The sequence below is a fragment of the Endozoicomonas sp. ALD040 genome (genome assembly GCF_049275945.1).
In the GTDB taxonomy this organism is placed as follows: domain Bacteria; phylum Pseudomonadota; class Gammaproteobacteria; order Pseudomonadales; family Endozoicomonadaceae; genus Endozoicomonas_A.
The window spans coordinates 6,911,263-6,929,447 of the sequence record NZ_CP184829.1; the positions used below are offsets into that span (position 1 = coordinate 6,911,263).

General features: G+C 48.3%; 3 protein-coding genes. All 3 read left to right on the forward strand.

Annotated elements, in window-relative coordinates:
• Positions 1-75: 75 nt before the first annotated feature.
• The 3 genes from ACOJUN_RS25370 (at position 76) to ACOJUN_RS25380 (ending at position 18,133) form a co-directional block, all read left to right on the forward strand.
• A complete protein-coding gene (locus ACOJUN_RS25370) occupies positions 76-5,985 on the forward strand; it encodes a hypothetical protein (RefSeq protein WP_422134612.1) in 5,910 nt (1,969 codons plus the stop codon).
• 88 nt (positions 5,986-6,073) lie between these two features.
• The gene (locus ACOJUN_RS25375) at positions 6,074-11,437 is read left to right on the forward strand and encodes a hypothetical protein (protein ID WP_422134613.1); all 5,364 of its coding nucleotides are present in this window, start codon (positions 6,074-6,076) and stop codon (positions 11,435-11,437) included.
• A gap of 87 nt (positions 11,438-11,524) precedes the next feature.
• A complete protein-coding gene (locus ACOJUN_RS25380; protein WP_422134614.1) occupies positions 11,525-18,133 on the forward strand; it encodes a hypothetical protein in 6,609 nt (2,202 codons plus the stop codon).
• The last annotated feature ends 52 nt before the right edge of the window (positions 18,134-18,185 follow it).

Consider the following 18,185-nt stretch of genomic DNA (forward strand, 5'->3'; position numbering starts at 1 on the left):
TGTAACTTGCTCCCTCGCCTGGTGTGGCAATCATTTTTCGCGCTAATAAAAAGTACTCACCTCTGAGGTAGCAGAATGACAAATGCTCATCACAATGCGTTAAGCCTTGCAGTGGCCGTTGCAATCAGCTCGTCTCTCGTTGGTCCACAGGTACTGGCCGATCGCAGGCTGCTGACAAAATCTGTCGATGTTACGGGTAATGGTCATGTGGAGTTTACCCAGAGTGAGGTTATTGTTCTGCCAACTATAGGTCATGACGAACAGCCAATACCCAAATCTTTTACCACCATCTATCCTTATCAGCCTCAGGAAAGTGAAGACTATGTCCATCCCTGCTTAAGCTTAACAACAGTTCTTTCTGGCATTGGTAGTGGCGTCTACAGTGTTGATCAGTTTGAAACAGACGAGAATAATGTTGCTCAGAAATACACCAAAGTCCTGGAGGTAGGTGATGAAGGAGTCTTCAGGTTCACCCATAACCTTGAAGGAAGGAAGCTGGTCATTGAAGTCAGAGCCGGAATGACCGATCAGGGTTCAGTCAAGGCTGTTCGTGATCAATTGGGCGGCCTGCGATCATTAGAACCGTTAACGAAAATCGCCAGCCCCATACAGCTGGCTCTTTTACTGGAAGGTGTCGACGACAGAGAAGGAAGCCTCGGCACCAGTGATCACTATGTTGCCCTTGCCACCATCGAAGTAGAAAAAGTTGAAGTAAATGGGCGTACCTTCATGCGTCTTATCGCTTCGGGCGACCGCCCCCCTGAACTGCAAAGTATGGGTCAATCACTCTTTGTCAACGACGATGTTCTCCTGACAGCAGCCGCTTCTGCCTATATCCAGGTTCATATCCTGGGAGAGAACTTACAACAGCAGGCTCTTAATGAACTATTAGCACACAACAAACCCGTCGGCTATGTTGTACACGTCGAGGAAGACACACAGGCTTATCCTGTGCCTGAGAATTATCCAATACTGGAAGTGACTGAGGCCACGGGAGACACTATTGTTTTCCGTGGTCAGAAGCAGAACCCGGCCGATGTCACTTTTGTGAAAGCTCTCTCTGACATCTGGAAGAGAGAATTTAATAACAATGCCCCCCCTCCTGAAGCAACAGCGCAGGTTAAAAAAGACAGGATCGAAAGCTACCGGTACATCATTCGGAGCAAGCAGATGGCTCTCCTTGAGGAGCTGGCTGCACAGCACAATTACGGACCTGACAATGCCGGACAAACGACGTTTGAATACGATGGTAAGCTGTCGATGCTTGCATACTATGAATATCTTCAGCAGGCTTTGACCTCTGCTACTTTGGACGGAGCAGATGAATTTGAATTGACAATACCCCACCTCAGATTCGCTTCGTCGTTTATCACGCCAACCTGGATCCATCTTCAACTCGCAGAATACTTCGGCTTCAAACCCGTACTTAGAAATCTCCTGACTAACCGGCATTTTGTTCAGAATCTTCACCAGGTTATACCCATTGTCACCAAAACGTTTAGCGATACTTTTAGCAAAGACAAAAGCTTTACTTCCAAAGTCGTTGCTGACCTTACCGGGAAGCTGCTTGAGATAGAAAGCCTGCGGGAAAAGCTACAGCATAAAGAGGCCGAACTCACCGGGATAAGCAGATCATCAGATCGCGCAACCGCAGCTGCGATCAAAGCCCGCTATGCAACCATTGCCTCATATTTAAACATTCAGGATTTTGATAGCAATGATGATATCAATAATCAGGAAAAACATTTGCTTCAGAAAATTAAGGCATTGGATGATCAAAAAAAACAACTGATTCGTGAACAGGAAAGTCTTTTTCAGAAGCCTCAGACGGTGGATGTTGAACTTAATACAGAGAATGCTCACGCCAGGGCCAAAAAAGGTGCTCTGGCAGCAGTTCTTGGTATTGAGCCAGGTGACGGCAGCATACCAGAAGACGATGTCCTGGAAAAAATGGTATACACCAGGCTCTTCAGGCTTGCAGAGCTGGAAGAAGAACTGGCTGACATCAAAACACCCGGCCACCCCAAAATCAGGCCTGAAGTAATTAAGACTCTGAATGCCGTACTAAAAGTTCTGCGGCAAAGTCAAAATAATCGGAACGAAGACCTGTACCAACAACGCTGGTACATTTCTGATCACATGCGGGCATTCATCAGAGACGCCAGAGAGTATGCAGAGTTTGTAGCATATAGGATACTGGAAGACGTAGAAGCAGAACTCAGTATCAACCTCAATGAAGAGGATAACAAAACAACAAGACTCACCCGGATTCTTAAAATACTTAACAACGCTGATCTTTCAGATAACACACTGACTGAGATACTGGGTGAGTTAGATGGCACCCTCTGGGCCTATGAAAGCAGGGCTCTGGATTGGGATGATCTCATACGCATCAAGCTTCATGCTTACCTTCATCATAAATTCGAAGACTCCGACCCGGATAACCCGACCGGAAAACAACAGCTCGATCTGCTGAAAGAAGTAGAAACAATACTCCGCATCCCATGGGAAGAAGAGAAAGACCTGGCAGCAAGACTTGCCTGGGTTCGAACAGTCATTGACGACGACTATATCTACAAAGATATTCTGCAAGAAATAGCAGATACTCTCTGGCAAGAAGACAGCATAGATCTGAGCGAGAGGGACCTGAAACTCAAGAAGTTTAGTGCGATTCTTACCTATAAAACCAAAGATTCGTGCCTGGATAAGCAAGCCAGAGATCAACAGGCAAGTATGCTTGATGCTATAGAGTTCAAGCTGAGTATCAATCCTCATGAAAACCTTGCTGCCAAAGAAAGAGGCAAGGCTTTCACTACTAAACTGGCCAGTGATCTGAAGGTAGCATTTGCAGAGGATGACAACCTGCCTGCCCGGAAGGATGCTCTGAGAGGCAAAATTCAGGCATTAATGGATGAGCTACATGAAGCCTGCGACGATGAAGCTGTCAGAAGAGCCAGAAACAATGAAGTGGCTCATCAACTCAACATTGAGGATTATAAAGAAGATGCCACTATCGACGACCAGAACAGTCTGATTGAAACAACACTCCAACAGCTTGATGAAGACGTTTTCAATGCCGATCAGCCCGACATTATTGAGCGCATTGCAGACATTGAGAATGAACTTGACAGGCAAATGGCTCGCCTGGGTCCCAAACCCCGATTCGTTCTTGATCGTGAGCTAGCCACTGCCAGGGAAGAGCTGAAAGAAGCTGAAATTGGGCTGACGGGTCTTTATAAGCAACTGAATATGCTTCGTGGCAAACCTGTGGCATTTGCGGGGAACCGTGCTGACCTCCAGCCTACCTCGGAGGATGACAACAGGGTCCTCAATCAGGCGATTAAGGGTCTGGACGAAAGCGATATCACCGAGGGAACACAGGGTGAACTGCCTCTGGCAAGGAAAAATTATAATCAGGTCACAGAATTCCTGCGTGAGCATGACAGGAAAAGTAAAGATGTAGCCAATGTAAAACAAGACCCGGAGCATGAGGCGCTTCTTGAAGCCGCTGAAGAAGCCATGGGTCTGACACCAGACTCCTCTGACACCTGTCAAGACCGGGTTGATGCCCTGAGAAACAGGCAGCTAAAACTGGGCGGGAATGATGGTACTGGCGGCAAGATTGGGCAACTGGTTCAGGAAAGAGACCATCTGGAAGCTCAGATTGAAACCAGGAAAGCTGACATTGAGTCAATGAAGAAAGCCCTGAAGACGGCAGAGACAGCCGTCGAAAATGACGGCGGTCCCTTCCAGTACACGCCGGAACAGGCAAGAGTACGGGCCTTCATAGACGACTTCACGCAGCATAACGCTCTCAAACAACAAGCTCTGGAAGCCGCGCTGGGTTTGGCAGAACTGGCAGTGAAGAGCGGTAATGAAATCTTCTGGATTACGACTTTCGATTTTGACGATGAAATGGCACCCATTCATTTGCAGATGCTGATTGGCGACAATCTGTCTTTTAATCAGGCCAGTCGGATTCTGGAAGTCTTCAAGAGCCTGAAGACGAGCTTCCCGGAACCCCCTTTCTGGTCTGAAGAAGACCGGCCTCTGAATATCGTAGAACAAATCCACGCACTTGTTTACGTGGTCAGGAATCAGTTGGGAAAAGGGGCCCAAGAGTACGACGACGAAGTGCATGGCATGGGCCAAAGAGCCATTCACTACGTCGAGCACATACCAGGTGACCTGAAAGACTTTTCGCAATACATGGCTGCCCATTCCGCCAATTGTAACAAGATCATAACTCTGCTGCGTGAAGGTCTGATCAGCAAGGTTGAACTTGAAAACTACGTAAAGGCCGTCAGAAGTGCCGATATGGGGGCCGCCAGAGGTTTTCAGAGAGTGGCTGAGTTTGAATTCTTCCTTTACTACAGACACCGTGTCAATTTGCCTCGGTTCAACAGCATTGTCCATATGCTGTCCGACAAGGGTGCAGAGGAATTCATGCAAAGCGTCTTGACCCCTGTGACCGTGACCAGGACTGGCCCGACGGGCATTAAAGAGTCTGTTGACGGCATGAAAGAGTATGCCGCTGCTGTCATCGCCAACTATGTTCTTGACGATATTGCCTTTGACAATGGCCGCAGAACGGCAGCCTTTCTGACCAATGTTCAGGATACCCTGACTCCTTATGCCAATGCTGCCGGACTCTCTGAAACCGAATTGATCAAGGCTATCCATGGCACATTGAAGGAGGCTCATGCCGCAGCGGTTGAGTATCAGCTCAACAAGTACTGGGGCAAACCTTCAGCCTTTCTGGTACAGGCCGTCACCTGGTACTACTCCAGCTTCAAACCTCTGCTGGTGACCCATACCACAGTGCAGGCTGCCGAGCAGTCTCTCTTGAACATGTCATTCCTCTATCTTCTGGATCTGACCAACCGGGGTGATTATCTGCACCGGATGCTCATACCTTTCCAGCACTGGCTGGAACGCGTCGGTGTTGATTCTGACCGAACCGTGCAATATGCCTACCACAGCGGAATTGAAAAAGTTTCTGAAGTGGGCGGGCTGGCCATGCCATTGGGTAAGGCCGCTTCTTCAGTCATTCTGCTGAGAACCGGCTCCATGCTCTTTGCCAGACAGTACAACGCTAACCCGCAAATGTATCGCAGCATTTCCCGTCTGTTGCCAGAAATGGTCAAATCCATGAGTTCCGGACAAAGGATTCAGTTGCCGCAGCTGCACAGGGTGACACCACAAGCAGTGAAAACTCTGACCTCAACAGCCGGCCTGGTGCTCGGCCCGGCAGCCACCTTGGGAATGCAAGCCCACGGCCTTTTATCCAGGTTTACCCATGCCCAAACATTCGAAATAATCAAATCCATGATTACCGAACCAGGGATTCAGGTGCCACTGCTGCCCAGGGTGACACCACAAAAAGTGAAAACTCTGGCCTCTGCCACAGCGGGACTGGTGCTGGGCCCGGTAGCCACGGTCGGAGCATACGCCTATGGCCTTATATCCGGATTCACTTATGGCCAGACCTTCGGATTCGCTCTGGCGTCGAGTCTCACTTTCGACTTTTTTATGAACGACAACAAAATGCTCACTCAATGGCTGGGTGGCCCTCTGGGTCGAAGTCTTGACAGGATTAATCGCTGGCTGAGCGTGGGTGAAACGGACGATGAATATATAAAAAGGTCGGCTATTGCCTCACCTCAGCGCTTCAATGAAAACGATGAAGCCTACGCAAAACGAGTTAAAGCAAACAACGCCTTGTATGGCTGGACTCGACACGAAAACTATCTGCAGTTCCGTGAACGCCGGGATCGCACCATGAAACTATTCGAGAATGGCTGGGAGAAATACTTCAGAGAAAATGTACCTAAATGGTCGTTTTCCCATGCAGAAAGTATTCCTTACTCCTACACTCTGGGAGCCTTCTATGAGTTGCGACAGGGCGATGATCCAAAAATTCAGGGTCATGATAAGAGCAATGCCCCCCAATCAAAATCTCTATCTGTAACCATGAGCCACTGAAGGCTATGGGTCATTAAAAGCTGCTTCCCTGTCCGGCGTAGCCATCACTTTTTCAGGGTAATAAAGTACTCTGCTCTGAGGTAGTAGAATGACAAGAGTCCGCCCCAATGCCTTGAGCCTGACAGTGGCCGCTGCAATCAGCTCTTCCATCTCTGTCACGGACGCACTGGCCGATCGCAGGCTGCAGATAAAATCTATCGATATTCCGGGCAATGAACAGGTGGAGTTCGTCCAGAGCGAGGTCATCGTTAAGCCAACTTTAGGTCATGACCAGCAGCCATTACCCAAATCCTTTACAACCACCTACCCTGATCAGACTCAGATCAGAAGGGGCTATAAGGTTCCTTCCGAAGGCTTCACAGATGTTCTCTCAGGTATCAGCGGTGGCGTTTCCAGCGTTGACCTGTTTACAACAGACAACAACAACGCTGCTCAGAAATACACCAAAGTCCTGAAGGTCGGTGATGAAGGGGTCTTCAGGTTCACCCATAACCTTGCAGAAGAGAAACTGGTCATTGAGGTAAGGGAGGGAATGACTCATCAGGATTCAATTACGGCTGTTCGTGCTCAATCAGATGACCTCCCATCATTGGAACCGTTAACAAAAATCGCCAGCCCCTCACACCTGGCCGGAGTGCTCAAGGGTGCGTACGAAAGAGCAGGCAACCTTGGCGAGGCTGATCACTATGTTGACCTGGTCACCATTGATGTGGACGAATTTGAAGTGAACGGGCGCACCTTCATGCGTCTTATCGCTGCAGGCGATCAACCTCCGGAACTGCAGCGCCTGGGGCAGTCGATCTTTGTCAATGATGAGGTTCTTTTAGCTGCAGCCACCTCTGCCTATATCCAGGTTCATATTCTTGGGGAACATTTACAGCAGGATATTCTGGAGGATTTGCTGTCATACCAGCAGCCCGTCGGCTATGTTGTCCACGCTGAGGACAACACACAGGTATACTCTGTGCCTGAGGGTTATCTGAAACTGGAGGTGACTGAAGCTACGGCGGACAGGATTGTTTTCCGTGGTCAGAAGCAAAATCCGGCCGATGTCGCTTTTGTGGAATGTCTCTATAACCTCTTTGAACAATCTGACGCTAATGACAATGACAAGATTGCACGGGTTAAAAAAGACAAGGTCAAAAGCTACCAGTACGTCATTCGAAGTACGCAGATGGCGCTGCTGGAGGAGTTTGCTGACAATTTAGCTGTACAACAGGATGCTGAAGTGGACCAGGATAAACTTGCGATACTTGCATACTATGAATCTATACAGCAGGTATTAACCATTGTTAGTCAGGATGCAACCGATGAATTCGAATTGACAGCAGGACAGATCGTAGTCACGACATCGGTCATCACGCCGGGCTGGATGCTGGTTCAACTCGAAAAAATCTTCAGCTTTAAACCCCTACTCAGAGACCTCCTGAACAGTCGGCATTTTTTTATCAATGTTCAAAGAGGTACAGACATTCTCAACGAACTGCTGATGAGGGGCTTTGCCCTTGTCGAAGACACAAACTTAGTTAAAAAAGTCATTGCTAACATGGTCCGTAAGGACCTTGAGTTGGACAACACGCAGGCAGAGCTGCAGGCAAAAATCAAAGCCCACTATGCAACCATTGCCGCACATTTAAACATTCAGAATTTTGATAGCAATGCAGATGTTGATGCTCAGCAAGAAAGCCTGCTTGAAGAAATCAATACATTGAATGCTCAAAAGCAACGCCTGCTTCAGGAAGTTCAGACAATGCACGATCAAGAGTTTGCTGAGGATTCTTACACCAGGGTCAAAACCAGCGCTCTCACTACGGTCCTTGGCACTGAGCTGAGCGAATACAGCCCACCAGGCACACCCGATGACACTGCCCTGGAAGCAATGTTATATACCAAACACTTCAGGCTCAAGGCACTGGAAGAAGCACTGGAAGACATCAGAACACCGGGCCACCCCAAAGCCTGGCCTGAAGTACTTGAGAAGCTGAGTGCCTTAGAAAAAGTCCTTCACCGGGGTGACCCTGATCAAGACGACGATGTGTATCTCCGTCGCCAGGACATTTCTAAAGGCATACAGGAATACATCAGAAATACCAGACGGCTGGCTGAGAAAATGGCCCGGAACATACTGGAAGTCGTAGAAAAAGAACTCAACCTCAAAGTCAGCGAAGAGGATGACAAAGCAACAAGACTCAACAGAGTTTTTATAATACTTAACAGTGATCTTCTCTCAGATGAGATACTGGATAAGATAGAGAATGAGATAAGTGACATCTCGTGGGCCTGGGGGTGGGTCTATAAACTCGAAGCCCCTGACCCGAATAAGCAAGCCACTGAACAACAGACCGACCGGCTGGAAGCCTCAGAAGAAACACTCAACATCAAATTCAATAAAGAGAATGACAAAGCAGCAGGACTTGCCCGGGTTTATACAACACCTGACGGCGATGATATCTATGAAAATGCCCTGGATCAGATACATCAAACCTTCTGTAAAGAAGACAGCGCAGCTCTGGACGAGAGCAGTCTCAAATCCACCAAGATTCGTGCGATTCTCAACTATAAAATCGGCGATCCGTACCTGGATATGCAAGTCAAAAAACAACAGACAGCCCTGCTTGGAGCCATAGAGAACGAGCTGAGCATCTACCCTGATGACAACGATGCGGCTAAAGAGAGAGGCAAGGCTTTCACTGTCAAACTGGCCAAAGAGCTTGATATTGCCTTTGATCAGGATGACGACCTGTCTGATCAGAAAGCTACCCTGAGAACCAAAATTCAGGAATTAATCGAAGAATTAGCGGCACTCTATGATGATGAAGCTGCCAGAAGAGTCTGGAACAATGAAATAGCTCATCAACTCAACATCCGGGATTATAAAGAAGACGCCACTATCGACGACCAGAACCGTCTGATTGGAAAAAAACTCCAAAAGCTGGATAAAGAAGTTTTCAATGTCGGTCAGCCTGACGTTAATGAGCGTATTGCAGCCATAGAGAATGAGCTTGACCGGCAAATCACTCGTCTGGGGCCCAGGCCCCGATACGTTCTTGATCGTGAGGTGGCTCAGGCCAGACAGGCAATACAAAAAGCTGAAAGTGAGCTCGAGACTGCTAATCAAAGACTGAATGCTATTAGTAACAAACAAGTGGCAGCGGATCTTGATGCCACTGAAGAAGCTGAGGGGCTTACACCTGACTCTACTCAGACCTGTGAAGACCGAATTAATGCCCTGAGAAACAGACAGGTACAACTGGGCGGACATGATGGAACTGGCGGCAAGATCCAGCAACTGAATCGGGAAAGGGTCCAACTGACAGCTGAGATAGCAAACAGGAAAGTCGACATTGAAAGAATGAAGGAAGTCCTGAAGACTGCAGAGAAAGCCGTCGAAAATGACGGCGGCCCCTTCCAGTACACGCCGAAGCAGGTAAAACTTCTGAGCGATATGCAAAACTACATGAAACATCACTCTGTCAATAAACAAGCTCTGGAAGCTGCAATAGGTCTGACAGAATTAGCCCTGGAAAACGGTAAGGCAAGCCCCTCGCTTGTGGATTTCGATTTTGACAATGAATTTGCACCGATTCGCCTGAGGGCAATGGTCGGAGACGGCCTGACGTTTGCCCGGGCCAGTCGGATAGTGAAAGTCTTCAAGAGCCTGATGACGAACTGCGCGCACCTGTCTCCCGGGCGAATAAAATTAATGCCTATGATTGCCCTGGCAGAAGTTCAGCTGCTGGTGAACTGGGTCAGGGGTGAGCTGCAAACCGGGGCTCAACAATACGACGAAGCCATTCACAGCATGGGCAAAACAGCCATTCACTTCGTCGAGTATGAGACAGAGGACCTGAAAAGCTTCTCGGAATACTTCGCCAGCCATTCTGCCAGTGGTAACAAGATCATAACTCTGCTGCGTGAAGGATTGATCAGCAAGGTTGAACTTGAGAACTACATGAAGGCCGTCAGAGACGTCGATGGTCATCAGACAGTGGCTGACTTTGAACACTTTCTTGGCTACAAACACGGGGTCAATGTGCCTGACTTCAAAGCCGATGTCCGGATGCTGTCCGAGAAGGGTGTTGAGGAATTCATGCAAAGTGCCTTTACGCCCGTGACCGTCACTGCGTCTGGCCCGGCAGGTATGAAAGAATCTGTTGACGGCATGAAAGAGTACGCTGCCGCTGTCATCGCCAACTATGTTCTTGACGATATTGCCTTTGACAATGGCCACAGGACGGCAGCCTTCCTGACCCATCTCCAGGATACCCTGACGCCTTATGCCAATGCTGTCGGCCTGTCTGAATCAGACCTGATCAAGGCTATCCATAACACATTAATGCAGGCTCATATCGCAGCGGTTGAGCAGCAGCTCAATGATCACTGGGTCAAACCTTCAGCCTTCCTGGTACAGGCTGTCACCTGGTACTACTCCAGTTACAAACCCCTGCTGGCGACCCACAGCGCCTGGCAGGCTGCCGATCTGTCCCTGTCAAACATGGCGTTTCTCTATCTTCTGGATCTGACCAACCGGGGTGATTACCTGCACAGAATACTCACACCTTTCCGGCACTGGCTGGAAAACTGCGGTGATGATCCTGACAGAACCGGGCAATATACCTACCACACTGGCATTGAACAAATCTCTGAAGTGGGCGGGCTGACCATGCCATTGGGCAAGGCCGCTTCTGCAGTCATTCTACTCAGAACCGGCTCCATGTTGTTTGCCAGACAGTACCACGCCAATCCTCAGATGTATCGCAGCATTTCCCGCCTGGTGCCCGAAATAGTGAAATCCATGGGTTCCGGGCAGGGGGTTCAGGTACCGCTGCTGCACAGGGTAACACCACAAAAAGTGAAAACTCTGGCCTCGGCCACAGCCGGTCTGGTGCTGGGTCCGGTAGCCACTGTCGGAGCATACGCTCATGGTCTTATATCAGGGTTTACCTACGCTCAAACCTTCGGATTCGCTCTGGCATCCAGCCTCACTTTCGACTTTTTCATGAACGACAACAAACTGCTTACTCAGTGGTTGGGTGGGCCTCTGGGTCGCAGTCTTGACAAGATTAATCGCTGGATTGGTGTGGGTGAAACGCAAGATGAATATGTGAAACGTACAACTGTTGCCACACCTCAACGCTTCAGTGAAAACGATGAAGACTACTCAAGCCGTGTTAAAGCAAACAACACGATGTATGGCTGGACTCGACACGAACATTATCTGCAGTTCCGTGAACGCCGGGATCGCACTATGAAACTGTTTGAGAATGGCTGGGAGAAATACTTCAGGGAAAATGTACCGAAATGGTCGTTTTCCCACGCAAAAAGTATTCCTTACTCCTACACTCTGGGTGCCTTTTATAAGTTGCAACAGGGCGATAATCAGAAAGTTCACGGTCCTGATAAGAGCAATGCCCCTCAATCAGGATTTCAATCTGCAACCATGACCCACTGACAGCCATAAGTAATTAAAAGCTGCTTCCCGCCGGGTGTGGCCATCGCTTTTCATAGTCATAAAAGTACTCAGCTCTGAGGTAGTAGAATGACAAATGCTCGCCCGAATGCATTACGCCTTGCGGTGGCCGTTGCAATCTGCTCTTCCATCCTTGGCACACAGGCTGTGACAGATCGCAAACTGCAGACAAAATCTATCGATATTCGTTGCAGTGGACAAGTGGAATTTACCCAGAGTGAAGTCATAGTTCAGCCAACGTTAGGCGATGACCAGCAGCCAGTACCCAATTCCTTTACAACCACCTACCCTGATCAGACAGTCAAAATGAGTTCTTTCGCTCATACCAGGGGCTTTACTAACTCTCTTGCTGGTGTTGATGGTGGCGTTTCCAGTGTTGAGCTGTTTGAAACAGGTGAGAAGGACGTTGCTGTGAAATACACCAAAGTCCTGAAGGTGGCAGATGAGGGTGTTTTCAGGTTCACTCATAACCTTGAAGAAAAGGAACTGGTCATTGAAATCAGAGGCGGAATGACCGATCAGGATTCAGTTGCGGCTGTTCGTGATCAATTAGTTGGCATTCAATCACTGGAACCGTTAACGAAAGTCGCCAGCCCCCGACAACTGGCTGGAGTACTGAAAGCTGCCAGTAACAGAGCAGGAAACCTCGGAACAAGTGATCACTATGTAGCCCTTGCCACCATTGAAATAGAAAAAGTTGAAGTGAATGGACGTACCTTCATGAGCCTTATCGCTTCAAGCGAACAGCCCCCTGAACTGCAACGTCTGGGTCAATCACTCTTTGTCAATGATGAGGCTCTCCTGGCAGCAGCCACCTCTGCCTATATTCAGGTTCATATCCTGGGACAAGATGTACAACAGCAGGCTCTTAATGAGCTATTGGCATACAGCAAACCCGTCGGATATGTTGTCAATGTCGAGGATAACAAACAGGTTTATCCTGTGCCTGCGGGTTATCCAATGCTGAAAGTAAAGGAAGCTCCGGGAGAGATTATTGTTTTCTATGGTCAGGTGCAGAATCCCCATGATATTGCTTTTGTAGAGAGCCTCCATAAACGCTGGTTAGAAATTAAGAGCCCCGCCCCGGCATTAACAACACAAGTTAAAAAAGATAATTTCAAAAGCTACCTGTACATCATTCGAAGCAGGCAGATGGAACTGCTGGAGAAGTTTATTGCGCGGCTCGATTCCGGCGTTAACACGGATCAACCGACGACCATTTCAATTGAAGATAAAATGTCGACGTTTGCGCTTTTATATTATGAATCTCTGCAACAGGCATTGAACACTGTCATTACAAATAGAGCACATGGAACAGACGAAGTTGAGTTCACCCTGAAACACATCAGAATCGTTTCGTCAGTCATCACGCCGACCTGGATGCATAATCAACTGGTAAAAAACTTCGGTTTCCAACCCGTATTCAGGAACCTTCTGATTAACGCGCAATTTATGCAGAACATTCATAATGTGATACCCACTATCAGCAATATCAACCAGGCGCAGATCGATACTTCTGAGGGAAACGAAAAGTTTGCTTCCAAAGTCATGAGCGATATGATGACCAGACAGCTGCTTGAGTTTTACAACAATCTGGCGAAGCTGCGGGCAAAAGAGGCTAAACTCGGCGAGCTAAATGAAAAATTACTTCGCGCAAATGAACAAGTCAAAGAAACAATGGCTATTGCTGTTCATAATGGTCAGGAAAAGCTGAGAGAAAAGCACCGTTTTGACGACAGGCTTGAACTGCTCAGAATACGGCTGAAACATCTGGAAAATCAGAATCAGATAATTCGGCGTGAAGTCAGTCAAGTTATATGGCTGAAACAAGAGGTTGATGTTGCCAAAACAGAAGGAGAAAAAGCCAGAGTCAACGTAAAAGAATTTTATGAACTGCTGCAGGCAGTGGTAACGTCATCCGGGACAAGAGAAGAGTCAAATATAGACGTCGTAAAAGCAAAACTGACCACCATTGAAGACCAGCTCGGTATTACTCCGGTCAATGAAAACGATCTGTTTGACCGCTTTAAGTCCATTCAAAAGCATCTGCAAGAAAAAGCAGAATCATCCGCTGTGTTGGACCAGCACAGAGCTGAACAGATCAGTCAGGACCCCGTCAACGAAGCTGATCTGGAAGCCCCTGACCAAGCCATTCAACAACACCCTGCGGAAGAAGAAGCTCAGGTCGCCCAACAAAATTTTCAGCAACGAAGCTTCAGAACAGATACTACAAAAGAAGCTGAAATCAAATCCCAGCATGGGATCATTGCCGCACGTTTACACATTCAGGATTTTGACAAGGATGCGGATGTTTTCGTTCAACATGAAAGCCTGATTCAAAAAATCAAGACGATGAATGATGAAAAAGCACGTCTGCGTCAACAACTTGAGACAATGAATGCTCAGCAGGAACAGCCGCCTCAGAGAGTTCAGAGAAGCAGCGATCATCGCAACATCTATAACTCTGGCGATGAAGATGTTCTGGTAGCTACTCTTGGTGTTGAGCTGAATGATAACACCACAGCTGAAGAGCTCGACGCCATGGAACTGGCAATAAATATGACGCTTTACGAGCTTACAAGGCTGAAAAAAATAATGGATCGAACACTGGCTCCCAAAACCAGGCCAGAAATACTCAGCTTACTGAAAAAAGTGGAAAGAGTCCTTGAGGACGACCGCCTCAATGAGGAGGACGACGTTTGTCTTCATCGCCAGATCATCTCCGAAGGCATTCAGAAATACATCATAGCAGCCAGAGAACGCCTGGAGGAAAACGCGCTGATGGTACTGGAAGCCTCAGAAAAATTATTCAACATCGACAGCAATGAAGGTGATGGCAAAGCAGCAAGACTTGAGAGGATTCATAAAAGACTTGATGGCGATGATATCTCAGCTTACGACCTGGATGAGATGGAGAAGATCCTCTGGGGGGATTACGGCACAACCCGGGATGACCAGAGAGGAAGGGATTTCAGACTCAAATCGATCCATCCGCGCCTCAGGTCTCTGGTTGAGGTATCGGAAGAGCGAGTCAAGGAATTACAGTCATCTTATCTTGCGAACGTAGAATGGGAGCTGGAGATCGACCCTCGTAGAAGCCTTGCCGCTATAGAAAAAAGCAAAGCTTTTACTACTGAACTGGCCAATGATCTGCAGGTAGAGTTTGAAAAAGATATCAGCCTGTCTGAGAAGCAGCAAATTCTGAAAACCGTAGCCTGGGAATTATTGGCTGTAGTACGCGGAACCTATGAAGATGAAAGTATCAAAAGAGAAATAAACAATGAAATAGCCCGTCGATTCAAAATTGAGGGCTATCAGAATGATGCCACTGTTGACGAACAGGTCCGTCTACTTATAGATAAACTCATACGGGTCGGTTCTGAGATTTACAAAGCAGGCCAGCTTGATGTTAGTGGGCGTATCCAAGCCATCGAGGATGAGCTTGACAGGCAAATGGCACCCCTGGGACCAAAAAAAGCTGCGGATCTGAAGCCAGAACCCACCGACACTGATGAACAACGGGTTGATGCCCTGAGAAACAGACAGTTACAAATGGGCAGTCATGATGATACTGGCGGCAAGGTCCAGCCACTGATTCAGGAAAAGTACCGTCTGGAAGGTGAGATTGAAGACAGGAAAGCAGACACTGACGTTCAGCAAAACGACCGTCTTGCAGATTTGAAAGAATTACTGGAAGACATCAGAACACCCGGCCACCCCAAAGCCATGCCTGTGGTGCTTCAAAGACTGGCTGCCGTGGAAAAAGCCCTGAAGATGTTTAACCTCTACCTCTATCACAAGATGCAAAAACACTACCGCTGTAAGAGGATGGACGATATTTATAGAGAGGACGACGTGTATTACCTTCGTCACGCAACTTCTGAAAGAATTCAAATATACATCACAGAAGTGAGGCTGAATGAAGAGGAAGAAGCGCTGCATATGTTGCAAACCGTAGAAGAAATAATCAAGATCAAGGTCAATGAAGGTGATGGCAACGCAGAAAGACTTGACAGGGTTCGTAGCAAACTTGAGGGCGATGATGTCACCGAAAAAATGCTGCATGATATAGACTATTGCCTCTGGAAACATGATATCTCACCTACGTACGAAAGTAGGGAATTAAAACTTGAGAGGCTTCAGGAGCGTCTAACTTTTTACGTCGAAGATGTAGATGAGCGAGCCATAGAACAACAAAAAGCGGTGCTAAAATTTGTAAGGCACAAGCTGAACATTGGCATGAGCGAAAGCTCTACTGCTGATGAAGAAGTTTTCAATACGGATCAGCCTGACGTTAGTGAGCATATTGCAGTCATTGAGAATGAGCTGGACAAGCTACTGGCACGCCTGGGACCTAAACCCCGATACGTTCTTGATCGTGAGCTGGCCAGGGCCAGACAAGCATTGGCAGAAGCTGAAAGTGAGCTGACAGGTTTTCATCGCAAACTGAATAGGCTTCAAGGCCAACACTTGTTGTTTACGGAAAGACGCGCTGACCTCCAACATAGCCCGGATGAACAGGGCACGGCTCTCAATGAGGTAATGGAAGAGTGTCAGACCAGCCTCGGCGGGGATGATGGTAATGGCGGCAAGATCCAGCAACTGCTTCAGGAGCGGACCCGACTGGAAGGTGAAATTGAAACCAGGGAAGCAGGCATTGAGAGGATAAAGCTGGTCCTGGATGCTGCAGAGCAAGCTGTAAAAAATGACGGAGGTCCCTTCCAGTACACACCGAGACAGGCAATAGTCAGGGAAGAGATGGTCGCCTTCGTTCAGCAGCACTCTCTCAAAAAACAAGCTCTGGAAGTCACGCTGGGTCTGGCAGAATTGGCAGTAGAAAGCGGTAACACAATCTCCTGCCTTCCGGGTTTGGATTTTGACGATGAATTTGCATCGATTCGCATGCAGGCAATGGTCGGAGACACACTGACGTTTAAACAGGCCAGTCCGGTTGTGGAGGTTTTCAAGAGACTCAGAAAGACCTTCCCGGAACCCCCTTTCGAGCCTCCAGAAGGTCTGCCTCGGAGCAACCTGAAAAAAATCCTCAGGCTTGTGCACAAGGCCAGGAATGAGATGAAAAAAGGGGCACTTCAATACGACGACGAAATTCTCAGCATGGGCAAAACAGCCATGCACTTCGTCGAGCTTGAATCGAGGGACCTGAAAAGCTTCCCGGAATACTTCGCTAGCCGTTCTGCCAGTGGTAACAAGATCATCGCTTTGCTGCGTGAAGATCTGGTCAGCAAGATTGAACTTGAGAATTACATAAAAGTCTTCAGAGATGTCGACGGTTATCAGACAGTAGATCAATTTGAACATTTCCTTGGCTACAAACACGGCGTCAATGTGCCTCATTTCAAAGCTGTTGTAAGGATGCTGTCTGACAAGGGTGTTGAGGAATTCTTCCAGAGTGCCTTTGCACCAGTGTCCGTGACTGCAACTGGCCCGACAGCTATGAAGGAGTCCATTGTCGGCATGAAAGAGTATGGAGCTGCGGTCATTGCCAACTTCGTTCTTGACGATATTGCCTTTGACAATGGCCACAGGACGGCAGCCTTTCTGACCAATGTTCAGGATACCCTGACACCTTATACCGTCGCTGCCGGACTCTCTGAATCAGAACTGATCAGGGCTATCCATGGCACATTGATGCAGGCTCATGCTGCAGTGGTTGAGTATCAGCTCAATGCATACTGGGTCAAGCCTTCAGCCTTTCTGGCACAGGCTGTCACTTGGTACTTCTCCAGTTACAAACCTCTGCTGACGACCCATACCGCCGCACAGGCTGCCGGGCTTTCCCTCACCAACATGTCATTTCTCTATCTCCTGGATCTGACCAACAGGGGTGATTATCTACACAGAATGCTCACACCTTTCCAGCACTGGCTGGAACGCTTTGGTCCTGATCCTGACCGAACCCGGCAATATGCCTACCACAGGGGAATTGAAAAAGTTTCTGAAGTGGGCGGGCTGGCCATGCCATTGGGTAAAGCCGCTTCCTCCGTCATTCTGCTGAGAACCGGCTGCATGTTGTTTGCCAGACAGTACAACGCCAATCCTCAGATGTATCGCAGCATTTCCCGTCTGCTGCCCGAAATGGTGAAATCCATGGGTTCCGGGCAAGGGATTCAGGTACCGCTGCTGCACCGGGCGACACCACAAAAAGTGAAAACGCTGGCCTCGGCCACAGCCGGTCTGGTGCTGGGTCCGGTAGCCACCGCCGGAGCATACGCCCATGGCCTTATATCTGGGTTTACCTATGCCCAAAGCTTCGGATTCGCTCTGGCATCGGGTCTCACTTTCGACTTCTTCATGAACGACAACAAGCTGCTCACTCAATGGCTGGGTGGGCCTCTGGGTCGTAATCTTGACAAGATGAATCGCTGGATTGGTGCGGGTGAAAAGCAAGATGAATATCTAAAACGTACGACTATTGCCACACCTCAAGGTTTCAGTGAAAACGATGAAGACTACTCAAGCCGTGTTAAGGCAAACAACACAATCTATGGCTGGACTCGACACGAACATTATCTGCAGTTTCGTGAACGTCGTGATCGCACCATGAAACTATTTGAGAATAGCTGGGAGAAATACTTCAGGGAAAATGTGCCGAAATGGTCGTTTTCCCATGCAGAAAGCATTCCTTACTCCTACACTCTGGGAGCCTTCTACAAATAACAAATGAGCGACAATGGAAAAGTTAAGAGTCACTAAGTACCTGGCCAGTTGG